Source organism: Hyunsoonleella flava (assembly GCF_004310325.1).
Lineage (GTDB): Bacteria > Bacteroidota > Bacteroidia > Flavobacteriales > Flavobacteriaceae > Jejuia > Jejuia flava.
This window is the reverse complement of sequence record NZ_SIRT01000001.1, coordinates 500,005-524,476: the sequence shown is the minus strand read 5'-3', so window position 1 is coordinate 524,476 and position 24,472 is coordinate 500,005. Positions and strand designations below refer to the sequence as shown.

Below are 24,472 nucleotides of genomic sequence, written 5' to 3'. Positions count from 1 at the left end.
AATTTATTTCAAAAGTTTCTTTACGATGTTAATGGAACACTCTTTATGCGAAGCGACAATAGGATAGTAGTGGAATGTGTGTGGAATGGGGTTGATATGAAATCTTTTCCAAATTTATAATAAAAACTCTATCAATTTAAATTTTATTCCAAACAACTACATCATTTGTTGAATCTTTTAAAACAGAAACCAAGTTCTAACTACCTAATCCAAACGTATTGGAATGATCTGTCAGAAGATTTTGTGAATTATTAATCTTTTACTTCAAAAACTTTAAATAGCCCTTTGCTTTTTGTATTAGGAACTTCAGATATGAGAGCATATTTTCCTGGTTTTAAATCTGCATAGAAATAACCTGTTCTACCTGCTGGCATATCATTAACACCACCTAAAAAGGTAACACCTTCCGGAACTGGAGTAATGAGCCCTTTAGGATGCGACCAATCCATCCACTTTTCTAATGCTTCTTCACTTGCACTAGCTTCTAGTCTCACTAAATTTATATCGTGCTGCATAAAATTTTCGTGCTGCTTTTGTTCTTTATAAAAAACCGAAAATACTTGCTTACCCATTGTTATTGGTTTATCGTAAGTAATGCCTTCTCCATTTGACACAGTTATATTTATTGTAGCTTCAGGAGGTGTGTTTCCACTATTTTCTTGCGTAACTATTATAGGTTTTGCCATTCCCATAGAGGTATGGAATTTACCTTTTGGCATTTTTACATAGCATTCCATGATGTAATATCCAGGTTCTAAATTAATAGTAGTAATAGCTGTTTTTTTTGGGCCAATGAGTCCTGAACCACCAGAAAACACGATTTCACCAAACCATTCTGGTAGTTTACCAAAGGCTGCAAACCCTTCTTCTGATTTTCCTTCGTTTATTAAATCCATACCTTCTTCAAAAACTGGAGCGACATCTGTTAATGTATTTTCTACTGTTTTACCCTCTGGATATTTATCCATTAAAAAGAAATGGGTTTCATTAGACAGGTTTTGATATTTAAAGGTATTCCAACCAGAAGTAATGGTATCAATGGTTTGAAACTCCATACTGCGAGTTACAATATCTATAACATTTGATGGTGTTTCGGTAACAGGTTCAATATTTGTTTTTCTACCATTTTCGTTTTTGCAGTTAAAAAGCATGCAAAATAATAACAGGCAGATACTTATTAAAGATTGATTTGTTTTCATAATGATAGCATTAGGTATTAGCGTTTGATATAAAGTTAGTTAATTAAGTTGTGAAGTTGAAATTCTTTAAAAATTGCCCATACATCTTTTTGCTGAAATCCAGTCACTTGTAAATTAATTGCAAAACGGTCGTTGTAGAAAAACTCTAAGGTATATCTGTTTTGATTTTTATCGAAATGTTGTTTTACAATGGTGTTATCGTATTCTTTTATTTTAATGTAATCACCATATGCTTCTTTATTGGTCTTATCATATTTAATAGCTCTATAAACAGTTGTAGCTGCCGAACCCTTCTCACCTGCGCCATCTAAAATTCTTAGTTTTATTTGCTTACTGGTATTTTGCCCATAGGTAGCAAAAGCTGTTGAAGCGCCTGCCATATCCAAGGCATTACTATTGGTTTTTGGCATACCATAAATAGTTTCTGGAAAGAACGCTTTTAAGGTTTCTACAGAAATTGGTGTTAATTTTTTTAAGACCTCAGACTCAGCAGCTAAATCTCGTGCGCCTTTAACAAGGTTGTTACCTGTTTTTATTTTGTTTACTACTGAGTTGGTTTTTGAACTTGCTTCACTTCTATCATTATTTCCACAAGTGTAAAGTAATAATGATGTAAAACATACAAATGTTATTTTTAGGATTGATTTTTGATATTTCATATTTAATTATTTATTGTTAAATCATTTAGCATTTAAAAAACGAGAAATCACCTCCCATAGCACCAATAAGATTTTCTATGGTATCTCCAAAAGTTCCAACATCACGAAAAGAATCATATAATATTTCCTTGTACAGATCACAGGCCAAGGCTTGAAGCGTCAAGGTTAAATCCTCATCCATGCCTGTAGTATTCATCAATATTAATGCTTGTGATGCCAAGGCATATAATTTTACTAAGGTCATACTATACGTAGCAACAAGACCTATAGGCAAATTACCAAGCCCTGTAACTGTGATACCTACTTTCATTTTAGCTAAGATTACTTTATAACCTTCAACAACCTTGTCCAATTCCATCAATTGTTCGTAAGTGGTTCGTGTACCACCTCCAGTTTGGTCAGGTAAAATGCCATAAAGTTCTCCTTTAGTGGTATCTATGCTCCAAAAAGATTTAACCTGCCAAGAGGTATCAAATAACTTTAATGGACCTCCTCCAAATATTTGTTTACCAAAATAATGACCATCATTACCTAAATTTCCGGGACTGAACTGATCATCATTTCCAATTTCTCTATTAAGCAACAAGGGTTTTTCTTTAAGTTGTGCGTAGGCACTGTCTGGAAACACATGTCCCTCAAGAATTGCTAGTTGTGCCGTTTTTTTGAGCGTTTCTTCAAAATTTCCAGTTCCAATTCTAGATACAGATTGATACTCTGAAGTAGGTAAAAAATCAAAAGATGTTTTAGTTTCTTTGTTGTAATATCCTGGAGTAAACTTAACAATACAAGATCTAAATCCATTTGGATAGGTTACAGCATGTTCTGTGACATTGTTCTTTATAGGTTGCAGCATACTCAATAAAATAGATGGATAACTTAAACCGCCTTTCCCTAATTCTTCGACAGCTTTTTTAACATCTCCGTTTTGATAGGCTTCAAACCAGTTTTGGTTGCTCATTAAGGTTTGCAAGTATTCGGTAAGTTGAATTGAAAGCGTAGGTGCTTCTCGTTCAAATGCCATGACTGCACCACCGAGAAACATTTCATGTACTTGGTCAACCATTTTTCGTGTGAGCTTGGTTGGATTTCCATAATAATCGTTATGCGGCTCATAACCTGCTAACACTCGTCTTATAGGGTTTCTACCTAATCTATTAAGCGTTAAATAGAGTCCTACCATACGATTACCTAAAAGGCTGTCGCTAGGTTCTGGAAATTTATAATTGAGATTAACTTTATGAGTTGTATCCTTTATTTTAACTTCTACTTTATGGTCTTCATTTTCACCAAATGAATTATATGTTACAACATACGTTGGGAACTTTAAGCCTTCTACAATTTTAGTGATTTCGGTTATAGTAAGTTCCTGATTATCAGCAGAAATTTCTATAAAATCCATATTATCCCTTAGATATTGATAAACAGTACCTTGAGGCTTTACATTAAGAAAAATTGCAGGTGGTCCAGCCTCATATATAGGTGTGTACGAAGGATCAAATAAGTCATTATTATCACCATCAGTTGCATAAAGTATAAGGTCAACGTCCAATTGTTTTGCCTTAAGCAAAGCTGTATAAATATTTGATCCTGTTTGCTGTAATATTACTTTGGCTCTTGGGTACGCTACTTTTATTGCGTCTTCTGTGTTTTTTAAAAACAATTTAATCTGTTCGCCAGCATATTCTACTGGCATACTTGCAGAAGTATCGTATAATAATAGCACTTTAGGCGACAATACATTTTGATTCATCCAACCAGTGACATGCATATCGTTATCCAGTATTTCAAAATTACTAATAGAAACACCTTCTATAATATTGCCTTGGGCATCTTTAGGGCTTAACTCTAAGCGCACTTTAGGAAATGCCTGTGGCATAACTGTACCTTCAAAAGAGTGTATTTTTTTTATAGCTGACGTTTCTTCATTACTTGGTAAACTATCTGGATTATAGTTTTCAAATATCTTAACACCTTCTAAGGTTATAGGCTCACCCAAAACGCTTCGTTTTTCCATATAAGCTGTATCCTTGTTGATGTCTTGAAGTGCAAAACAAGGTGTGAAGGAACTAATTTCTGAAATAGTTTTTACAGACTGTTCTTCAAAACTCATATTGTTTAAAAACTGTATTTGAAGCTGATTACCCAATAATTCTGATAATTTCCATGTACCAGATAACAATTCGGTTTCATTCCAATGGTCTAAAGCCTTTCTGCAAGAAAGTGTGATGGTAATATCTTCATCTAATGGATCATTATATTCGCCTGCTTCATTGAAGGTTTTGTTTTTATTAGTTGGATGAAAGTTCCCAAAAGACACCTTTGGATCAAACACATGTGCATACTTTTCAACTCCTTCTTCATAAAACACCACAGATGGCACAGCATTATTATGAAACCTAAAATTGACATTTACATCTCTAACATACTTTTTGTCAATTTTGTTTAGCAAATTAGTGGCCAGTGCTTCAGAATTTTCAATAAAATTTGGTATTTCTGTATAATGTCCTTGAGTATTAGTTACTCCCAACATGCTTTGCCATTTACGCATTTTTTTCTTACTAATTGGTGGCGCAAACTCTGGTGCAATTTTTTGATAGACTATGGCTTTAGCTTCATCTAAAGTTATATTGGTTTCTTCTAAAACTACTTTAGCTTCGTAGCCTGCTTCTACCAACATATCCTTTAAAATCTCTGCTTTTTCTCGTGGTGTTGCAAGTCCGCAGCGCAATGCCATTTGTTTTCCATATATAGTGCCATAGGCGGCTTGATGCAAAAAGTCACTTTGTCTAGGTATAATTTGGAAACTTTCCCTGACAAAATTGGTCATAGCTTCTGGATTTTTAGATGCCACCAAAGCATTTCGCCTTCCTATAAAATGGTCTGGGCTTTGCTCTAAAACCTTAATCATGTCTTTCCACACTCCAAATGGTGGTTTACCCAAATCGTCTTCACTACAACTTTGTAATAGCAGTGGTGACAAGTATAATCCCATACCTCCTAGTACAATTTGCTTGAAAAATTCTCTTCGAGAAGTATCGTTTAACATGGTTTCTGAAGTGCTATTCATAATTATATTATCCTTTTGTTATGACAGATTGTTTAGCTTTATTACTTTTTTTCGTTAGTTCTTTTTTGCTGTTTTGCTTTTTTTAATTTCTCTTTTTCTTTTTACTAGTTTTTAATTACATTCTCTTTATTTTTCTGATCTAATATTTTTTTCAATTCGTCTATAATCTCCTGATATTTCTCTGTGTCTTTTTTCGTAACGGCTTGTTCTTTTTGTATTTCTAGTTCGCTAATTTTTTCTTTTAAATATTCTATTACTTCTTCCTTTTTATTAAGCTTTTCAATTTCCTCTCTGAACTCTTCCATTTCTTTATCGAGCTATTCTTTCTTCTTTTTATAATTATCTTCCATATTTCTTTGCTTGAAAATATCACTCATCATATTAGACATATCCATAACCACACTAGGATCAGGTAGCGTAACCGTAATATCTTTATCGTAAAAGAATTGAGCTGTACCCTCTTTTAAGGAATTGATAAAGGTGAGTCTGCCAAGGCGGTCAAACTCCATAGATTTTCCTTTGTCTGGACCTTGCAATACTGTAAATTTTGAACAGGCATTTGCAAAACCATCGCAATCAAATGTTTTTTTATCTACTTTATTGCCATAATACTTTTTAATAACTTCTGGTGAGTATATAAATGCCCAATGTATAAAGATGGGAAAGCCACCAATTTCTTCTAGTTCTTTACTTAATATCATTTTTATGGCTTCTTCAAGTTTCTTTTGAAGCTCTGCATTTTTTTCGTCAAAGTTTTGTAATAGTTTATACAATCCCATAGGAAGTGAGTATTCACCGCCACCACCACCACCAAGCATAGCAAGGTCTATTTGATGATGTTGAATTAGCTGAAATAGATAAATCTTAATCTTTTCTACTTTATCATCCATCGATAAATCTAATAGTTTTTGCAAGTTAGAAACAGCCATTTGCTTTGCATTAAATTTGATGTATTCAATGTTTTCATAACCTTCCATATCCTCAACTGGTGTGTACCAATTACCATCTTTGTCTGTGTATTGAACAAATTTTTTTGAATCTTTTTTATAATCGCTTATCTTACCACTGCTAAACGACCTGCCAAAGTCCCAACCAGAAGTTTCTCCTTCCATAATTAGAGTTCTATTATCCCAATCAAATCTAATTTCTAAAGAATTGTCACCTATTTCTTTTAAGTAATAATTACGTTTGTAACCTCTTGCGTCAATAGCTGAATCACTTTCCAATTCAACTCTTTCATTACTACCTTTCATAATCAATTGAATATCACCTTGCATAAATTTATCCCAAAAACTAATTTTGTCTAAGCCATCTTTAATGTCATCTAAAACATCATTAGCTTTATCTTTCACGTCATTAACTGTTTCAATAACATCATCTTTAAAATCGAGAAAGCTATTTTCTATGCCCTTATAGGCTTCATTTCCAGCTGAGGTAGATTTTGTTTGTGCTTGTACAGACACACTTAAGAGTAGTGTTAGTACTATTATATAAATATTAGTTGTTTTCATAGTTTAGTCTCTTTATTCTATATAATCTGTTTTGTTAAATACCATGGTTTTTGGCTGTAATTGTGTACATGCCATTTGGTAATTCTCATTTGGAGATTCTTTAGACGTATAAGCAACCTCCATAATCATGGAGTTTTTCGTAAACGGTGAGTTTGGTGCTTCAGCTCTGCTTTCAAACATAACTGCATACAACGTAGCTGGTGCTTCGTTAGTCACCCAAAACTGTGTGGTTCCATCCTGAGTTGAGATTTCGTAACCTTCGCAATTAAAACCTAATAGTTTCTTGCTACCTAAGGGTTTTACTTGCTTGTCTGGTGCATCTTTGTAAGCTCCCAATAATCTAGCTTTTGTAAGAATTCCCATTTTTTTACGAGCCTGTCTTTTTTGGCCTTCAATTTCGGCATAATACACTTCTATACTGCGCTCATTGTCATACACAATATGCTCGGTAAAGCCATTTTTGGTTTGCTTTTTAGCATAATAGGTTTCGTTGGGTTGTAGTAAATACTCAACTTCTGCAGTTTTGTTATTACTTTTTACTTGTATAGTGGCTTGATATGAAAACTTGTAACTATCTGGCAGTTTTACATTGTTGTCTTCTGGTGGTAGTAAGGGTTTACCTGCTGTAGTGTTATCGTTATTTTCTTTACCACCACCTACCTCTTTAGGTGTTTGGCTCAGCATGATATCCAGAATGCCTTGTGCTTTTTCGTCTTCGGAAGTTGTTTTACGATTTCTCTTATTATTTTTATTTCTTTTGTTTTTTTTGGAGTCTCCTTTAGCCATACTGTCAATAGCTTTTTCTGTTTTTTTGGCAACAAGCGAGTCTGCTTTTTTAAGTACAGTTCGTTCAATAGCTCTTTCTGCTTTCTTTTTAAGCTTTTTTAAAAGTTGGGCTTCAGATGTGGAGATTACACCCAAGCACATTATTAATAAAAGTATTTGTTTTAGCTTCATAGTTTTTGTTTTTGGTAAGTTGTTTCGTGAGGTTTACTGTGTTTACTAGAGATATACTAATAGCATTCTATAAGGAGGTAAGTAAGTTAGTATCAGCATCAATGATATTAATAGTTAATATTTATAGCTCCTGAAATAGGGAAAAGTGCATCACTACGTTCCATCATTCCGCAGCCTTCACCAGCAAATTCCATTTTAAGGCTATTCTTGGTTAGCTCTGAAATTGTAATGGTTCCTTTTTTAAAAACCACACGCTTATTGGAGCGCTTTTCTACTTGCCGATTTTTATTAAAAAAACTTAAATCTACTTTTACTGTTTCTGAATTAGCTTCTGGAATAGTGTAGGTAACTGGTGCGTTTTTTAAGGCCTCTGTTTTATTGAGGTTAAAATTTATGGAGACCGTACTTTTATTAGTATAGATATTAAACTGAAGCTTGTCGTTTTCAAAATCCAGTTTTTGTTGTGGGTTAAGCTCATTTTGCTTCATGGTAAAAATTTCTCCTTCCATTTTTAACAATACAGCTACATTACCTGCCTCTAGAGATTTTTTTGTACTACTAACAAGTGAAGTTTTTGTTGCATTATTTTCTTTACAACCTATTAACAACACAGTGCAAATTATAACAGTAAGTAACTTCATTGGTCTTAATTTTTATTTGGATTTAATCCTTTTATTAACAAGTCTTGCCCTAACATTTTTTTCTCAACTGCTTTTGGTACCTTTACTTCACATTCTTCATAGAAATATGCTATTTTACCTTTACCAGAACCATAGAAAGGGTCATTTTCTACGTTAACATTTATTTCTACAAGTCTATCTTCGTTGTCGAATAAAATGTAACTACCCTTATAGCCAGCCTCTGTAACATTAAACTTTGTACAACCCATGTTATTTCTACATGGTTCCTGAGATTCTATATAGTCACTAGATACCATTCCATCTCTAAAATGGTCTGGCTTTAACACAAAGGGAAAATCGACATGCATAAACGGATAGACTGCCAAACCATTACTTTCCATTTCTTCCATGGCTTCGTATATAGCTTGAACTGGTAATTTATAAGCAGTACCCATCATGCTTGGTGCCATCATATTCATTCCTGGCATATTTAGGAGTTGTGATTTGGTATATTGCCCTTCTGAACTGCTATAGGAAATAAAAAAACCGTTACTATCTATAAAAGAAGTCACTGGCTGTCCTGTACGTTGGTCTTTATAATTTGATTGCATAGCCACAGCATCTGCATCAAAATAGTTAACCATATCCGACTGTTTGTCTTTATCGTAAGACGTAACTCTTAAATCTGATGTATACCATGCTTTTTTAGCTTCAGTATTATTTTCAAGTGAAGGGTTAGAAAACTCTGTACCTATAGGAATATTTCCGCTTTTGGAATTATTATCCTTTGCATCGCCTTCTTCTCCACCTACAACACCATCAATTGTTTTCTCAGTTTTTTTAGCAACAAGCGAGTCTGTTTTTTTAAGTACAGTACGCTCTATGGCTTTTTCTGCTTTCTTTTTGAGTTTTTTGAGTAATTGAGCTTCTGAAGTTGAAACTACACCAAAGCAAAATATCAATAAAAAAATATGTTTTGTGTTTAGCCTCATTAGAATAATGTTTAAGATTTATTGTCTTTTGTTTTTTTAATCTTTACTGTTTTATGCACTTTGTTTTCAATCATAAAATTGAATATGTAATTACCTTTTTTAAGATGATCTATATTTAAATATATGTGTTGCATTTGTGGTTTATCTTTAGTTTTATCCATTACCATTTTTGTTTGACAACCATCAACCAATCCTAAAGTCTAGTTGATTTTGTTTCAAAAGTATTTTATAGTTAAAAGCTGCTATTACACATATGTAACGATCCTTTTAACTTATGTAACAAATGCTAATAAGTACTGTGTTTACTGAGACGCGCGATATGCTTCTGGTGTGGTATTGTAATGCTTTTTAAAGCAAGTACTAAAATAAGAAGGTGAATTAAAGCCTGTTTGATATGCAATTTCGGCTATGGTTACGTCAGACTTTCTAAGAAGTGGTAAGCTTAACGTTAAACGTTCTTTAGTTATAAACTCTGTAGTTGACAAACCTGTTAGTGCTTTTAGTTTTCTATGTAGTTGCATTCTGCTCATCAACATTTTTTTGCTTAAAAATTCTGCGCTACAGCTATTTTCTGTAATTGAATTATTAAGAACTTGATATAATTTTTCTAAAAACTGCTGCTCTGTGTTAGCCACAGCCAATTCTTTGAGTTTATAGTTTTGACTATATTTTTTCTGAAGCTGTTGCCTAATATTTAAAAGAGATTCTATTTGCACTAACAGTTTTTCTTTATTGAACGGTTTCGTTACATAAGCATCTGCTCCAACTTTTAAGCCTGATATTTCATGCTCCTTTCCAGCTTTTGCTGTTAATAATATAATAGGAATATGACTTGTTTTTTCGTTTTGCTTTAATGCATTACATAAACCTATACCATCTTCTAAAGGCATCATTATATCACTAATTATTATGTCTGGGATAACGTCAGTTGCTTTTTTAATACCTTCTTTTCCGTTTACAGTTTCTATGACTTTATAGCTTTTACTCAAAAAAGATTTTACATATTGCCTAATATCGTCATCATCTTCTACCAACAAAACTAATTGTTTTGTATTCAGTGTTTCTTTATCTGATTGTAATTGCTCATCATTAATTGAGATGCTTGGACTTTCAGAAAGCTCTGAAGCCTTAAAATATGAACGCTCTATAGGCAAAGTTGCTGTAAACTGAATCTCATCATTATTTAGCATGTGTGCAACCACATTACCATGAGAGAGTACAGCAAGTTCTTTTACCAAAGCTAAACCAATTCCTGTACCACCACTATTTTTCCCTGCTTGATAATATCTTGTAAACAGTTTCTGTAAATCTTCGGATGAATAATTAACTCCATTGTTGGTAACACTTATTGAAACATGTCCATTTTCTACAAAAGATTCAAAACGAACAAATCCTTTTTGAGGTGTATATTTTATGGCATTTGAAAGTAAGTTTATGGTTATTTTATCAACCACATCTTTATCAAACCAAACCATGTGTGTAGGTTGTATGTTGTATGTAAAATCAATTTGCTTTTTCTGGGCCTTAAACTTAAATGTTGATACCAGTTGTTTTAAATTAAGTTCAAGATTATCATGAGCAACTGAAAGTTTTAAGTTTCCTGTTTCTAACTTAGAAATGTCTAAGATTTGGTTAACTAAATTTAGTAATCTTGCCGCATTACGTTTAACTATTGAGAGTTCTTCTTTGTCTTCGGTATTTAAATTTGGTTTAGCCAATTGGTTTTCAACAGGACCAGAAATTAGAGTTAATGGCGTTCTAAACTCATGCGAAATATTGGTAAATAAGCGGTTTTTAAATTCATCTAATTGTTTTAACCTAGCCGCTTCCTTTTGCTCAAACTCTAAATCATTCTTTATCTGAATACGCCATTTTAAATAACGAAAAAAGAAGTAGAGGCTACTCAAGACTATTAATCCGTAAATAGTATATGCCAAGTTTGTACCATACCATGGTTTTAAAATAGTAAAACTATATGTTGCTGGTTCGTCATTCCAAACACCATCATAATTACTGGATATTACTTGAAAGGTGTAGTTATTTGGAGGCAAGTTGGTATAATGTGCTATAGAATTATAACCAGCATCAATCCAGTCTTCATCATTATTAATTAATCGATATTTATATTGATTTAACTCTGGTTGTGAAAACTGTAACGAAGCAAATGAGAATGATAACGTATTTTGATCAGATGAAAGTTCTAGATTATCAGAAAATGGAATTTCCTTATTAAACAGTTCTAACTTGGTTAAAGCTGTTTTAGGTAAAACAGGATTCGTTTTAAGTTCATCAGGATTAAACCAGTTGATGCCCTTAATACCACCAAAATATAGGTTTCCTAATTTATCTTTATGATACGCTCCGGCATTAAACCCATGAGATTGTAGTCCAAAATAATTATCATAATTTTTGATGCTTGAAATAGAATCGTTTTCAAACTTAAACCTCGTAATACCTTTATTGGATGTCAACCATAAATACCCATCTGAATCTGGCAAAATACTGTAGATAATATCATTAGGAAGGCCGTCCTTTGTTGAGAATTTTGATATAAAACCACTTTCTGTGTTATATAGTTTTAATCCATTACCATTTGTTCCAATCCAAAGTTTTGAATCATTATAGTACAAAGAAAATATTCTATCAGAGATTCCTTCGACCACTGAAAACTTATTATCACTTAAATTCAGTTTGTATAAGCCTTCAAATTCTGTTCCTACCCAAAGGGTATTGGCATCTCCTTGCTCTATTGTATTAATATCTTGTTCAACAGTACTGATATAGTAATTTGTAGTTAACCCAGAATTGTTTGAATTAAATTGTTTTAAAACACCTTTGTCTTTATCAAAAAGTATTAGGCCCTTATTTGTACATAGCCACATATTACCTTTAGCATCCTTGTATATTTTTAGAATAGTAAATGATGACGTTTCGTTGTAGGTTTTCATTTTACCATTTGTATCAAGAATTTGAAGACCATTATCTAAATGTCCAATCCACAAACACCCATCATCGTAGTACAAACTTACAATCCTGTCTCCTACAAGATCTGAATTTTCCATTGTATACGTAAAAAAACTATTCTTTTGAGTGCCTATTTTAGTTAAGCCTTTGCTTTCGGTTCCAATCCATATGGCATTTTTATTGTCAGTTGTTATGGCTCTAATACCATCAATGTGAATAGTATTTGGAATTTGATCGTTTGTCAATAAATTAAATTTAGACAAATAAGCATCGAAATAATTGACACCAGCTCCTTTAGTACCAATCCAAATAGTTCCAGAATTATCTTCATTCATAAAAAACAATGAATTAGAACCTATGGAATACTGTTCTTCTTTATTATAAAGAAAGTTTTGAATAGTTTTTAATTTAAAATCCAGTAAAAAAACCCCTCGCCTTTCTGTAGTAATCCAAAGCCAATCACGTTTATCAACCAATAAATCCTTGACTATTAAATCGTCAGGCAAAGGATTGTCATCAAATCCTTTAAATTGTTTAAACCCTTCACTGTTTTTAGTTTTTATATAAAGCCCTTTTTCATAACTACCCAAATAAATAGTTCCGGCACTAGATTTTGCAAACCGACTAAATATAGTTTCAGAAGCAAGCTCAATAAACTCGTAATTGTTATTTTTTATTTCAATTATACCGTCATCGGTTGTAGCAAGTATAGAATGTTTATCTGTTTCAACAAAACTGCATACGGCAAAATGTTTGTCTTGAGGTTTTAAAATCTGGATGGTATCTTTCGACCGATAATCAATTTTAAATAACCCTTGACCATAAGTTCCGATAAAGTAGTTCAAGTCCGAATCTTGAGCAATAGTAATAACCTCTTTTAACTTTTGTAACTCAATAAATTTATCTGTCTCTTGATTATAATAATTTAACTTCCCATAATTATTAATAGCCCATAATTTTCCAATTTTATCAACAAACACCTCTCTACTAAGGTATTTAGCTTCTCTTTTAATTTTGTTTGAAGTTAGATAATAAGTTGTAGTTTCCTTGCCATCGTATTTATTTAAACCATCTTCAGTATTAAACCACATAAAACCAATGGAATCTTGAGCAATACTAACCACGTTATTTTGGGACAAGCCTTGCTCTACAGTAAGAGCTCTAAAAATAACATGTTTATCATTTTGAGAGAAGATAAAAGTTGTAAAGAAGCAAAAAAAGAGTAACCTTAAGTAATTCATAGGCTTAAATTTACTGAAAATGTTTATAAAGATTACTATATGTAAGACTTTACTATTTCTGCCATTTTTAAGTCAGAATTAATAGGGAAAGATACTAATTCTTTAACCTTTAAAATAAAACATTAAGGTATACATTATACATTTACAAATTTTTCATATTACTAGCATCCTAAATTTCAATAGGAATCCAAAACTTAGCTTTTATAATGTGTTGGCAAGCGATGGATAATTGTGTTATAAATAAATTGCAAAAAGCAATTTGATTTTATAAAAGCAATCGAGCGTTTGGTAGCGGCTATTTTACATAATATAGAATTATAGCTTACAAATGGATAAACCCTCTTATTAACTAAACAATACATTTGCACTATAATGTACTAGCGTTATGTAACTTTGCTTTGGTAAAAAGCTAAGGTGAAGTATATATTTTATTTTTTTGTTCTAAAAGGTTTCCTTAAAAATATAATGGAATACTCTTTTTGCGATAGGGCAGAAGAGATGCCGCAAAATGTGTATGAAATGACATGGATTTTAGGAAGCAAAATAAGAACCAACCAACATTATACCGAAGAAATGTTCTATTCTATTCCATTTTTGTTTAACACAAGATTGAACTTAAAAAATTAAACCAACCACAAAGTGTGTGATTGGTTTACTTACTATTAGAGACAATTACTAACTTAAAACCCTTGTTTTATTAATTTCTCTCAAATGTGAGCATATCTGTACCGCCATTTCCGCCACTAATATCAATGAGTTCAATTCTTGTAGATGTTGTTGTTACTACATCCCAATCATCATTTAAGTCTTCAAAATCATTGTCTTCTGATACAGGGAAGAAAATATTAAAATCTATATCGTCATCATTACTACTATCATCACTACTGTTACTATCATCTGTAACAGACCAAGTTCCTGTTAGGGTATTTGAACCAATTGTAGCAACTAGTGAGCCATCTGCATTAAATGTAAAGTCATAACCATTGAAATCAGAAGTTTCATTTTGACCAGAGTCATTAAAATTTGTAATTCTCCACGCTCCTGATTGCGCTGTGCTTTCTATTTCTGCTATTTGTTGACTATTGTTATTTGTGCTTCCATCATCGTCGTCTGTTGAACACATTGATGACATTAGTGAAAAACTTAACATTAATAAGAATCCTAGATTAAATACTTTTTTCATAACTACTATTTTTAAATTAAAATTTTGCATTAAAGTTTTTGGAGGGTTAAAGTGTCTGTTCCGCCATTTCCACCACTAATATCTCTTAAAACCACTTCTGTACTAGAGACTGAAATAACATCCCAGTCATCATCATTAAATTCATCAAATGGCATATTTGTACCAAAGTCCAGAGTCATTTGATTACCAGAACTAAATACAGACCAAGTACCATTATTTGTATTTGCACCATTTGACGCTGAAACTGTTCCATCTATATTAAAATTCAATTCATAACCTGTATAGTTAGCGGTTTGATCATCGGCATCTTCTGTATAGGATGCTACTATCCAAAGGCCATCTGATAGAATTGTAGTTAAATCGTCATTACCATTTCCCCCATCAAAAGGTGTTCGTTCAAAGGTTAAAAAGTCTTCAGAACCATCTCCACCACTAATATCTTTTAACCTGATAATGTCGTTGGTTACTTCAAGAACATCCCAATCATCGGCTAATTCATCAAGTGGCATACCCGTCCCGAAATTTAAGTTTAATCCTAGTTCGGTCTCATCTCCTGATGTTGTTGACCACGAACCATTAGTCGTTCCGTTCATATCTGTTGCCGTAGCGGTATTGTCTGACGCAAAATTGAAAACATAGTCTGAAAAGTCTGCTGTTTCATCGGTGTCATCAAAGAAGTAGGTGACATACCAATCACCACTTGTAAGAGCGTTTACCATTGCTGTATCATCAATGTTTCCACCAGATTGACAATCACTCTCAAATCGCAATCTATCGTCTCCTAACCTTAAATCAACATCAACTTCGTCATCATCTTGTTCAATTTCGTGTAAGTTCCAAGTATCGTTAAAGTCTGGCAGTCCAGTAACATTAATTACAACTGATATATTATTGCCTGAACCTGAAGCTTCCCAAGTCCCATTGAATGTATTAGACCCTTGAGTAACTAGAATCGTTCCATCACTATTAAACTCAAATACATAGCCTACGTAGTTATCTTCAAGGTCATTGTCATTACGCTCTAGTTTATCAACTGTCCATTGAGTACAATCTGCAAAAACAGTTTCAAGGTCATTAGTTGTACAGTTATCACAATCATCATCATCAAAATCGTTATCATCATCTTCATCACAACTATCGTCTGCTATTTCAATAGCGTTTTCTAGTTCCTGAATAGAATTTATAGTTTGTGTTGTTCCATCTGCAAATATTACGGTAATTGGGAAGTTAATGGTTACTGCTGCAAATTCATCTAAATCATCAATGAAATCATACATATCATTATCATTGTTGATAGTAATAGAGCTGATTAAATCATTGTTTTCATTAAAAACAGATGCAGTAATAGGATATTGGAAGTCAATACATTCTATATCGTCATCATTTTCATTTTCCCCAGCACAGTTAACTGCAAGAGCCGTTAATTCGGCATCAGAGTTAACCACAACTGTTGAAAAATCTGTTAGAATAATTGTTACAGGGTATGAAATAACAACTGAATCGACATCATCATCAAACAAATCAATAATATCTTCAATATCCTCATAACCATCGTCATCATTTATTTCTAGTTCAATTCCGTTAACAGTTACGGTAACTGGAAGTTGAACGCTTAAACAACTAGCGTTATCGATAATATTATCATTAGAACCATCTTTAGTAGCTGTTCTACTCATTAAGTTGGCTATTTTTGAGCTGGCTTCAATAGTATCTTCAACTGGTGGGTCTATACTTAAATCGTCTTCGGTTCTACAAGAAGTCATAGTGAATAGCATCCCTATAACTAATAGTAAGATTGGTTTTAATGTTTTCATAATGAAATGGGTATTATTATAAAATTTAAATTCATTTTTAATATGGCCTTTAATTGCCTCTTTATTATTAAAACAACTCATTAAATAAATGTCCCAAGAAAATATGTTAAAAATGAAAACCATATCCAAAAAACATAGTTTGCAATCCTATTAAACTTAGGGATGCCATAAAAATACCTAGTATAATAAATATAAATGGTAAATGCGCAATAGATCTGGTAAGTTTAGATTTCCATCCGAATTTATGAAAAATGGGCATGAAAATAAATGCCATACACAATCCTAAAAATGATACCTGAAACATTTTAAAACAAGCAATAGCAAAAATTAACCCTATAAAAAGCTCAATGCTTTGAACCAAATAATTGTCAGGGTGACTTTTGTCAATAAATTTTCTCCACTCCGTCTTAAACCTTCCCAATAACCCCTTTGGATTACTAGCTATGTTGTTATTTGAATTAGATTGATTTTTATCTCCTGTAACCAAAAAAATAGCTTTACCTGATATTAGGTAAGAGATAACTCCTATAGCAGACAAAGGACCAAGTGCTGCATAAGCTGCTGTACTATGGCTAATAAAGTGCAATAGCTTACCAGGTGTTTTTCGTAACCCCACAACAAAGCAAAGCACAGGTGCAAAAAAGGTCATTAAAGTAATCAAGAAAAAATCGAATGTGTAAATAGATTCAAATCCTTGACTTAGCAAATAAACTGTAAATGAAGTTGTTTCTCCAGCAAATTCAAAAGTTAAGTCTTGCGGTGAGCCAAAGAAATACGGCAACATTAAATTAGCCACCACCATAAAAAACAGATAGACTAATGTTAAGGGAAGATTTAGTGTTGGAAATAAAATATCAAACTTTTCTGTCCAAGTAATGTTTTTAGCCTTTATTAGCCATTTAAATTTTGTAAATAGAAACTCGCAAGTGCCTCGAGTCCATTTCATATGTCTAATTCTAAATGAGCGCATATCTTCCGGAAAATCTTCTAAACAAATAACATCTTCAACAAACCTACCTCTGTATCCTTTTTCTCTAGCATGAATGGCAAAACCTAAGTCTTCACTAACTATATGAGGAAAGCCTCCTATTTCATGCCAGCATTTTGTTCTAATCAATGCTCCATGACCTAAAAACATTACAAATCCGTAGTCGTTTCTAAAAGGTTGATAATATTTCCAATGTATGTCGACTCCAACACCTAATGATTTAGACAATTCGCTATTATCTAAAATTCTTGCACGATGATTCGCTTGAACAAAACCACATTTGTCATCGGCCTCTATAACATTTACTAACTTTTTTAAAAAATCTCTTGGTAGAATTTCATCTGCATCTGCAATAGCAAAATAAGGCTCGGTTATGTGATTTTCGAGCGCATTATTCATATTTCCAGCTTTAAAACCAACTCTATTGTCTCTTCTTATTACTTTAACCTTGTCTTGATTAAGGCTTTGATATCGGTCAATACTATTCTTAATATCCTCATCCGAACTATCGTCTAATATGTAAACCTTATAGTTTTTATAGTCTTGATCTATACAAGAATTTACGGATTCTTCTACAAAATCATTACATGTTGTGTAAAGAATTGCAACCTCTGGTTGATATTCTAATTGAAGATTTACTAATTCTTTTTCAGGCTTTTTGCTAAAATATTTATAAATAAAAACAAAACACATAATGCTTACATTATAAAAGCCATAAAGCCATGCAAAACAAATAAACGAGATAAAAAGAACCATCGTAATATAACTTGGAACACTATAAGCCATATCAAGTAAACCTATTAATCTAGGACCAAACCAAACTAATGATGAGAGCCAAACCACAAATATGCTGATGTATAAATACGGTTTAGGTGCTTTAGAAATTAACCTTGAATTATCAACATACTTTGCTGGTAAACTTAAAGTGTTGCTACTATTTATATATGATTTAAAGGTAAAAGAGATGCTTTTCATGATTTTAAAATTTTTGATTTAACCCAATTGATACAACAGTAATTTCATTTTTAAATCCCTTATCGTAATTAAAAAAGGCATTGCCTTTAAGGTTTTTGATGATAGGAAATATTATATGTGAAAAACCCCCGCTAAACTGATTTAATCTTTCTTGCTGAAGTTTGTACACATCATAATAAACCCCCATATTCAATTCTACTTTTTTCCATCTCATTTTTGGAATAACAAGAAATCGCTCATTATAAGTATTGGTAAATGCAAGGTTTTCAGAATGAAAAAGACCGGATTCTAAACGCATCCACTTATTTACTTTTAAATCAACAAAAGCCCCAAGTGTAAGCAAATTATCATCTTGCCTAATATCATATTGCGTTACAATTTTTCCTAAAACTTTATCTGAAAAGAAATATCCGTTTTCTAAATTAAACATAGATTGATCATCCTGGTCAATCATAAATCTTCTACCAAATTCAACTTTTGAAAACCATTTTTTTGACCAATCATGTTTAGCCCCAACGCCTATCATTGGCACATTGCCATTGCTATTTGCAAAGAAGTTGTTATCAAATGTTAAAGCGTTATCATAGTATGCAAATACAAGGTTCTTTTTATTAATTTCGTATTTGGCATCAAAACGGCGTAAACCATTTTCATCTGCTAATTCGCTAAAAGTAGCACCATACCAAAGGGCAACCTCAAGATTTATTAAGCCGTAATTATCATCAAAATTATTGCCAGCCCTTTTTCCTTCTTCATCTTCTTTGCTTTTTTTAAATGTATTGGTTTTGATTTCTGAAAAATCTTCAAAAGATGAATAAGTACTTAATTGACCATGTGCATTATAAATGATTAAACTTAGCGCCAATAGTGGCATAAGACACAATTTTTTTTTGTTTTTAGTTTTCATAGTTTCTTGTTTTTATTTAACTAGATTGAATATCTATTAGCTTTCAAACCATGTTTGAAATTGATTAATTAAATGTTCAGGGATTTGAAATTTGTCTTTGAATGTATTTTTAGATACTACTTCGATGCAATCATGGGTTGGTTTTACAACGACAAAATTCTCCTTGCAAAAAATAGTTTCATCGTCTATTTGAAAGTAAAGGGACTCCTCTAAATCGATTGAAAGTTGACTTAAAGATTGTAAGCCTATAGGTAATTTTAAATTTGTTTTATCAACAATAAAAAAAACACCCTCACTTTTATATATGTAAGCGATATTAGTAGTGGCAATACTGTAAACTTTATTACCAAATTTTATATCTATTGAAGCTATATTATCCTTGGTTGGGAAATAATTATATGATTGAAGGTTGATTATTCGAGCCATTATGAGGGTTTTATTTTAAAACAACTCATAAATTGATTGTCCCGAAGAATTTTTTTAAAATTTTCGCTTTATTCTTAATTCCAACATTTTTAAATCAAAAATTACCACTTTCAAATTATTGAATCTTTCGGTTGCTTTTTTATACCTGTAAAGGTTTAAACTACTAGAATCATTTTCAATGATTTTCTCTAGTGCTTTTATCTTTTTTTTACATTGTACTAGCTCCTCAATTTTCATTGAAGAAATTGATTTTATCAAGTTTGTAGTTCTATCCAAAGTAAAAGATGGCATAAAAAATTCTGAATCTTATGGGTTATCCAATTATTAATTAAACACCAAAAGTCTTTTTATATTTAAGACAACTCAAGCCAAAATTATCCCAATTAATTCTAGTCAATCTTTTTTTCTATCTTTCCTTCATTAAATAAAAAAAATTGCCAAAATCACTACACCAAAACATCTGCGATAAAATTCGCTTTTCAAAACTTTATGAAAAGTATGCACAGTCGTTGAGTAATATTCTTTTTTATAAGTATGGTGAATTATTAAACCCTTCTGATAAGGTACAAGAGGCGTTTATTAAGCTGTGGGAGAATTGTGCCAAAATAAAACCAGAGGCGGCAAAATCCTATTTATACACCACAGCAAATAATATGATGCTCAATGAAGTAAAACATCAAAAAGTAGTATTAAAGTATCAGCAAGTAAAACCAAAAGATTATACAAATGAATCCCCTGAATTTGTTCTAAGGAAGAAAGAGTTTTTAAAGCGGTTTGAATGTGCCTTGTCAGGTTTAAATGAAGAAGAACGTGTGGCATTCTTGTTAAACAAGGTGGATGGTAAAACGCATAAAGAAGTTGCAGAAGTTTTAGGCATAACAAAAAAAGTGGCTGAACACAGAATTTATGCAGCTTTAAACAAACTTAAAGACAACCTTGAAGAACTAAATTGAAAATAATTTTGGGACAATTGTAATTTAAGTTGTTTTAATTATATAACAGCATGTTATGGACAAAGAGCAATTAGTAAAAAAATGGTTAAATAATGACCTTACAGAGGAAGAGTCAAAAGCTTTCAATGCGTTAGAAGATGCCGACCTCTATAAGGAGATTATTGAAGAAGCTCAAAGGTTTAATGGTAGCACACATGCCAAAGTTGAATCTTTTGATACATTGGATGAAAAACTAGTTTCCAAAAACAACAATTCTATCAATTGGGTAAAAGTTGTATCTAGTATAGCTGCAATTTTTATTGTTGGTTTTGCACTCTTTACATTTTTAAATAAAGACCAAATTAGCTCTTATCAGACCACTTTAGCCCAAAATGAAGTCATTACCTTGCCTGACAACTCAATTGTTAATCTCAACGAACTATCCGAGCTACAATACAATAATTCCAAATGGAATTCTAATAGATCATTGGATTTAACTGGAGAAGCTTTTTTCGATGTAGAAAAAGGAAAACGATTTGATGTTAATACGCCTTTTGGTACAGTAAGCGTTCTTGGTACAGAATTTAATGTAATGTCGAGAGATAGTATTTTTAAAGTCTCATGTTATGAAGGTTTGGTGCAAGTTGCATTTGATGATGAGAATGTTAAGTTACCTGCTGGAACAGAGTTTATCTTATCATCAGGAAAAGGTTCTAAATCTAAAATTACAATAGCAGAGCCACATTGGTTAAAAAACATGAGTGTTTTTGAAAACGCTTCATTTGAAGATGTTATCATAGAACTCGAAAAACAGTATAATATTAAAGTTCAGCATCCATCTGATTTGAATATTCAGTTTACAGGTGCTTTTGAACATGATAATCTTGAAAACGCCCTAAAATCAATCTCTAAGCCCTTTAATTTGACCTATATAATCGACACAAACAAGGTCATTATCACGAATGGGGAGAACTAGATTTTACATATTTCTGTTATTAAGTGTCTTTCCACTATATCAAATATTAGGACAAAATTCTGAACAGGGCGTACCTATTTCTAAAGTTCTTGAAGAAATTTCACAAGCACACTCAATCACTTTTAATTATGAAAGTAGTCTTCTAAAAGATATTGTTGTAGAACCTATACCAAAGGATTTAAAACTATCAGCTAAAATTAAGAGTCTTGAAAATCAAACTAACCTAGTCTTTGAGAGGGTCAGTAATATAGTATATACTATTTCTAAAGCGATTCAGTTATGTGGTTATATTATAGATTCTGAATCACAAAGTCCACTCGTTTCAGCAACGGTAACCAATAAGTTTGCTTATGCTGTAACTGATGATAAGGGTTATTTTAAAATTGAACTCAAATCTTTAAATGAAGTATTGACCATTAGGCATATTGGATTCAAAACCATAGAACGTCAATTAAAATACTTCAATTTAGAAGCCTGTTCAACGGTAGCAATGTTTGCCCAACAAGAGGTCATAGCACCTGTACTTATTGAAACGTATTTGGTTCGTGGAATTGACAAAAGACAAGACTGGACAACATCCATTGATTATAAAAAGTTTAGTCTTTTACCTGGCCTTATTGAATCTGATGTTTTGCAAACTGTTCAAGCACTACCTAGTGTTTTGAGTGTTGATGAAACGGTTTCAAACATCAATATTCGAGGAGGCTCTAATGACCAGAATTTAATGCTTTGGGATGATATAAAAATGTATCAAACAGGACACTTCTTTGGTCTCATATCAAGTTTTAACCCTCTTATAACACAAACTGCTAATGTAATTAATAATGGTTCGGATGTAGCATTGACAGATGGTGTTTCAGGAACAATCCACATGCAAACAGATAAACAAATTGATTCAAAATTTAATGGTGTTTTTGGACTTAACTTCTTAAATGCGGAGTTATTTTCAAACATACCAATAGGAAACAAATCATCATTGCAAATAGCTTCAAGAAAGTCATTAGATGATTTTGTCAGAACACCAACTTACGATGTCTATTTTGAAAGAGTAATTCAAGAAACGGAAGCAGACAATAATGTTTCCAACGTTACTAATTCTAACCAAGAGTTTGATTTTTATGATGCTTCTTTAAGATGGTTATATCAGCCAACAGACAAAGATTTTTTAAGGCTAAACTTTATTTTGATTAACAACGATTTAGGCTTTAACGAAACTGCCGATGTTAATGGAATTTCACAATCAAGAGGAAGCGGTATTTCTCAAAATACTCTTGCTATTGGACTAAACTATAAAAGACAATGGAATGAAAAGTTGTCCTCAACCATTAACATCTATGATAATGAGTATAAGCTCGAAGCTCTTAACGCAGATGTTTTAAATAATCAGCTTCAGTTACAAGAAAACATTGTTTCTGAAACAAGTGTTCAATTGAATAACTTATATGAGGAAAATAGATGGCGTTTTAATCTTGGCTATCAATTTACAGAAACGGAAGTTATTAATTTAAACGATATTGATTTACCACGTTTTGTGAGACGTGATGAAGAAATATTGAGAGAACATGCAGTCTTCGGTCAAGCTTTGTATAAAAGTCCAAATAATGACTTTTCAGTTAGAGGTGGTGTAAGAGCGAACTATCTAACTCGTTTTGAAAAATTGATAGTTGAACCTAGATTAAGCGTTAGAAAATCAATAGGAGAACATTTTGAAATTGAGGCACAAGGAGAATTTAAACACCAAAGCACTTCACAAATCGTCAATTTCCAAAATGACTTTTTAGGAATTGAAAAGAGACGATGGCAGTTAACTGATAACGATAGTATTCCTGTGTTACAAAGTAAACAAGCTTCATTTGGAATACTTTATAAGAATAACGGTTGGCTTTTAGATGCCAAAGGCTATTACAAAACAGTTGATGGAATAACCACCCAAAGTCAGAGCTTTACCACTAAATACGAGTTTGCAAAAGAAAAAGGAAGTTATGATGTTTATGGATTTGAGTTTCTCTGCCGAAAAACTTTTGGTAACTTCAATAGTTGGTTAAGCTATTCTTATATGGATAATATTTACTCATTTGAAGCTCTTGAAGATATTAAGTTTCCGAGCAACTTTGATATAACACATTCTGTAACTTTGGGTACAACGTTTAGTCATAAATCTTGGAATGTCTCAGCAGGATTAAATTACCGAACAGGAAACCCAACTACTATACCGTTAGTGGGTAATGAGATTGTAGATGATGATGTAAATTTTGATGAAGGTAATGGTCAAAGATTAATTGATTATATGAGAATTGATGCTTCAGCTATTTACAAATTCAAAATAAGTAGCACATTTCGGTCAGAAATTGGTGCATCCGTTTGGAACATCTCAAACAGGGAAAATGCAATTAATGACTTTTACAGGGTCAATGAAAGTGATGGAGTAAATAAGTTTTCAAGATTTTCTCTTGGTTTAACAACTAATGCTGTAGTTAGACTTTATTTTTAATAATGACACAACAAGTATTTTGTTAGGCAATTTTAAATTATTATGATTTAAAGGAAAACTTTGATGTTAAGTCTGGTCTTATAAAATTTTGGTAAAACATTAAGGTGAAGTGAGCGCCTATATTTTAGGGGTTTAATGTTAACTTTTATTTTGGCGTTGGCAAGCGATGGAAGTTATTCGTAGATTTTTATTGTTTTAAAGGAGCTCATGAATGCTTCGCATTTGTGTTACAAAACAATCGAGCGTTTGGCAGCGGCTATTTTACATAACGTCTAATTATAGATACAAATGCATTAACGCTGCTTAGCCGACCGATTCTTGTTTAATGACCCAAGTTCCAATTATTCTTATGAAAACGAATGCTTATGGGATATTTTACATAATACCACATTATAGCTATCAAATGGACTCCTCTCATAAAATACCAATGACAACATTTGTACTATAATGTTTTGCGTTATGTAACTTGAGCTTTGGTTAAAAGCGAAAGTTGTTACTACAGTTTCTTCAAAAAATTTATTCTAAAAGTTTCTTCTAGAATGTTAATGAAACACTTTTTATGCGACGACG

General features: G+C 32.2%; 20 protein-coding genes. 4 read left to right on the top strand and 16 right to left on the bottom strand.

From position 1 onward, the window contains the following. Positions 1-251: 251 nt before the first annotated feature. The 10 genes from EYD45_RS02175 to EYD45_RS02135 form a co-directional block, all read right to left on the bottom strand. On the bottom strand, positions 252-1,199 hold the full coding sequence (locus EYD45_RS02175; protein WP_130962699.1) for a hypothetical protein: 948 nt from the start codon (positions 1,197-1,199) through the stop codon (positions 252-254). A gap of 35 nt (positions 1,200-1,234) precedes the next feature. Further along, positions 1,235-1,858 carry a hypothetical protein gene (locus EYD45_RS02170; protein WP_130962698.1) on the bottom strand — a complete coding sequence of 208 codons (624 nt, stop codon included), beginning with the start codon at positions 1,856-1,858 and terminating at the stop codon, positions 1,235-1,237. Between the two features lie 25 nt (positions 1,859-1,883). Further along, positions 1,884-4,925, bottom strand: a complete 3,042-nt coding sequence (locus tag EYD45_RS02165; protein ID WP_130962697.1) for a hypothetical protein — start codon at positions 4,923-4,925, stop codon at positions 1,884-1,886. Positions 4,926-5,029: 104 nt separating this feature from the next. Next, positions 5,030-5,230 (bottom strand): hypothetical protein, encoded by a 201-nt coding sequence (locus EYD45_RS02160; RefSeq protein ID WP_130962696.1) that lies wholly within the window; start codon positions 5,228-5,230, stop codon positions 5,030-5,032. Between the two features lie 12 nt (positions 5,231-5,242). Then, complete coding sequence (locus tag EYD45_RS02155) at positions 5,243-6,436, bottom strand: hypothetical protein (protein WP_130962695.1); 1,194 nt, start codon at positions 6,434-6,436, stop codon at positions 5,243-5,245. Between the two features lie 12 nt (positions 6,437-6,448). Continuing rightward, on the bottom strand, positions 6,449-7,393 hold the full coding sequence (locus EYD45_RS02150) for a DUF4412 domain-containing protein (protein WP_130962694.1): 945 nt from the start codon (positions 7,391-7,393) through the stop codon (positions 6,449-6,451). Positions 7,394-7,500: 107 nt separating this feature from the next. Continuing rightward, positions 7,501-8,034 (bottom strand): hypothetical protein, encoded by a 534-nt coding sequence (locus EYD45_RS02145; RefSeq protein WP_130962693.1) that lies wholly within the window; start codon positions 8,032-8,034, stop codon positions 7,501-7,503. Positions 8,035-8,039: 5 nt separating this feature from the next. Continuing rightward, positions 8,040-9,005 carry a hypothetical protein gene (locus tag EYD45_RS02140; RefSeq protein ID WP_130962692.1) on the bottom strand — a complete coding sequence of 322 codons (966 nt, stop codon included), beginning with the start codon at positions 9,003-9,005 and terminating at the stop codon, positions 8,040-8,042. 11 nt (positions 9,006-9,016) lie between these two features. Then, positions 9,017-9,166 (bottom strand): hypothetical protein, encoded by a 150-nt coding sequence (locus tag EYD45_RS16695; RefSeq protein WP_165453869.1) that lies wholly within the window; start codon positions 9,164-9,166, stop codon positions 9,017-9,019. Between the two features lie 141 nt (positions 9,167-9,307). Next, the gene (locus tag EYD45_RS02135; protein ID WP_130962691.1) at positions 9,308-13,210 is read right to left on the bottom strand and encodes a hybrid sensor histidine kinase/response regulator transcription factor; all 3,903 of its coding nucleotides are present in this window, start codon (positions 13,208-13,210) and stop codon (positions 9,308-9,310) included. A gap of 465 nt (positions 13,211-13,675) precedes the next feature. Between EYD45_RS02135 and EYD45_RS16690 the strand changes: the two genes are divergently transcribed. Continuing rightward, positions 13,676-13,837: a hypothetical protein gene (locus tag EYD45_RS16690; protein ID WP_165453868.1), complete on the top strand. Its 162-nt coding sequence runs from the start codon at positions 13,676-13,678 to the stop codon at positions 13,835-13,837. Between the two features lie 70 nt (positions 13,838-13,907). On the opposite strand, the gene EYD45_RS02130 is transcribed toward EYD45_RS16690, so the two are convergent. From EYD45_RS02130 to EYD45_RS02105, 6 genes are all read right to left on the bottom strand, one after another. Further along, positions 13,908-14,393: a hypothetical protein gene (locus tag EYD45_RS02130; RefSeq protein WP_233702489.1), complete on the bottom strand. Its 486-nt coding sequence runs from the start codon at positions 14,391-14,393 to the stop codon at positions 13,908-13,910. 29 nt (positions 14,394-14,422) lie between these two features. Beyond that, a complete protein-coding gene (locus tag EYD45_RS16880) occupies positions 14,423-16,207 on the bottom strand; it encodes a hypothetical protein (RefSeq protein ID WP_207303280.1) in 1,785 nt (594 codons plus the stop codon). Positions 16,208-16,313: 106 nt separating this feature from the next. Then, positions 16,314-18,170: a glycosyltransferase family 2 protein gene (locus EYD45_RS02120; protein ID WP_130962690.1), complete on the bottom strand. Its 1,857-nt coding sequence runs from the start codon at positions 18,168-18,170 to the stop codon at positions 16,314-16,316. A 4-nt stretch (positions 18,171-18,174) separates the two neighbouring features. Next, complete coding sequence (locus EYD45_RS02115; protein ID WP_130962689.1) at positions 18,175-19,077, bottom strand: hypothetical protein; 903 nt, start codon at positions 19,075-19,077, stop codon at positions 18,175-18,177. A 36-nt stretch (positions 19,078-19,113) separates the two neighbouring features. Beyond that, on the bottom strand, positions 19,114-19,503 hold the full coding sequence (locus tag EYD45_RS02110; RefSeq protein WP_130962688.1) for a hypothetical protein: 390 nt from the start codon (positions 19,501-19,503) through the stop codon (positions 19,114-19,116). A 54-nt stretch (positions 19,504-19,557) separates the two neighbouring features. Beyond that, positions 19,558-19,740: a hypothetical protein gene (locus EYD45_RS02105; RefSeq protein WP_130962687.1), complete on the bottom strand. Its 183-nt coding sequence runs from the start codon at positions 19,738-19,740 to the stop codon at positions 19,558-19,560. A 197-nt stretch (positions 19,741-19,937) separates the two neighbouring features. Between EYD45_RS02105 and EYD45_RS02100 the strand changes: the two genes are divergently transcribed. The 3 genes from EYD45_RS02100 to EYD45_RS02090 are packed head-to-tail and all read left to right on the top strand — an operon-like array spanning position 19,938 to position 23,902. After that, complete coding sequence (locus tag EYD45_RS02100) at positions 19,938-20,456, top strand: RNA polymerase sigma factor (RefSeq protein ID WP_130962686.1); 519 nt, start codon at positions 19,938-19,940, stop codon at positions 20,454-20,456. A 55-nt stretch (positions 20,457-20,511) separates the two neighbouring features. Beyond that, positions 20,512-21,411, top strand: coding sequence for a FecR family protein (locus tag EYD45_RS02095; RefSeq protein ID WP_130962685.1), 900 nt, complete (start codon positions 20,512-20,514; stop codon positions 21,409-21,411). Continuing rightward, complete coding sequence (locus tag EYD45_RS02090; protein WP_130962684.1) at positions 21,398-23,902, top strand: TonB-dependent receptor; 2,505 nt, start codon at positions 21,398-21,400, stop codon at positions 23,900-23,902. Before EYD45_RS02095 ends, EYD45_RS02090 begins: the two co-directional genes overlap by 14 nt. The last annotated feature ends 570 nt before the right edge of the window (positions 23,903-24,472 follow it).

What these genes read in the sequence shown, in the direction of transcription:
- EYD45_RS02175 (WP_130962699.1), bottom strand. Translation starts at nt 1,199, where the DNA reads ATGAAAACAAATCAATCTTTAATAAGTATCTGCCTGTTATTATTTTGC.
- EYD45_RS02170 (WP_130962698.1), bottom strand. Translation starts at nt 1,858, where the DNA reads ATGAAATATCAAAAATCAATCCTAAAAATAACATTTGTATGTTTTACA.
- EYD45_RS02165 (WP_130962697.1), bottom strand. Translation starts at nt 4,925, where the DNA reads ATGAATAGCACTTCAGAAACCATGTTAAACGATACTTCTCGAAGAGAA.
- EYD45_RS02160 (WP_130962696.1), bottom strand. Translation starts at nt 5,230, where the DNA reads ATGGAAGAGTTCAGAGAGGAAATTGAAAAGCTTAATAAAAAGGAAGAA.
- EYD45_RS02155 (WP_130962695.1), bottom strand. Translation starts at nt 6,436, where the DNA reads ATGAAAACAACTAATATTTATATAATAGTACTAACACTACTCTTAAGT.
- EYD45_RS02150 (WP_130962694.1), bottom strand. Translation starts at nt 7,393, where the DNA reads ATGAAGCTAAAACAAATACTTTTATTAATAATGTGCTTGGGTGTAATC.
- EYD45_RS02145 (WP_130962693.1), bottom strand. Translation starts at nt 8,034, where the DNA reads ATGAAGTTACTTACTGTTATAATTTGCACTGTGTTGTTAATAGGTTGT.
- EYD45_RS02140 (WP_130962692.1), bottom strand. Translation starts at nt 9,005, where the DNA reads ATGAGGCTAAACACAAAACATATTTTTTTATTGATATTTTGCTTTGGT.
- EYD45_RS16695 (WP_165453869.1), bottom strand. Translation starts at nt 9,166, where the DNA reads ATGGATAAAACTAAAGATAAACCACAAATGCAACACATATATTTAAAT.
- EYD45_RS02135 (WP_130962691.1), bottom strand. Translation starts at nt 13,210, where the DNA reads ATGAATTACTTAAGGTTACTCTTTTTTTGCTTCTTTACAACTTTTATC.
- EYD45_RS16690 (WP_165453868.1), top strand. Translation starts at nt 13,676, where the DNA reads ATGGAATACTCTTTTTGCGATAGGGCAGAAGAGATGCCGCAAAATGTG.
- EYD45_RS02130 (WP_233702489.1), bottom strand. Translation starts at nt 14,393, where the DNA reads ATGAAAAAAGTATTTAATCTAGGATTCTTATTAATGTTAAGTTTTTCA.
- EYD45_RS16880 (WP_207303280.1), bottom strand. Translation starts at nt 16,207, where the DNA reads ATGAAAACATTAAAACCAATCTTACTATTAGTTATAGGGATGCTATTC.
- EYD45_RS02120 (WP_130962690.1), bottom strand. Translation starts at nt 18,170, where the DNA reads ATGAAAAGCATCTCTTTTACCTTTAAATCATATATAAATAGTAGCAAC.
- EYD45_RS02115 (WP_130962689.1), bottom strand. Translation starts at nt 19,077, where the DNA reads ATGAAAACTAAAAACAAAAAAAAATTGTGTCTTATGCCACTATTGGCG.
- EYD45_RS02110 (WP_130962688.1), bottom strand. Translation starts at nt 19,503, where the DNA reads ATGGCTCGAATAATCAACCTTCAATCATATAATTATTTCCCAACCAAG.
- EYD45_RS02105 (WP_130962687.1), bottom strand. Translation starts at nt 19,740, where the DNA reads ATGAAAATTGAGGAGCTAGTACAATGTAAAAAAAAGATAAAAGCACTA.
- EYD45_RS02095 (WP_130962685.1), top strand. Translation starts at nt 20,512, where the DNA reads ATGGACAAAGAGCAATTAGTAAAAAAATGGTTAAATAATGACCTTACA.
- EYD45_RS02090 (WP_130962684.1), top strand. Translation starts at nt 21,398, where the DNA reads ATGGGGAGAACTAGATTTTACATATTTCTGTTATTAAGTGTCTTTCCA.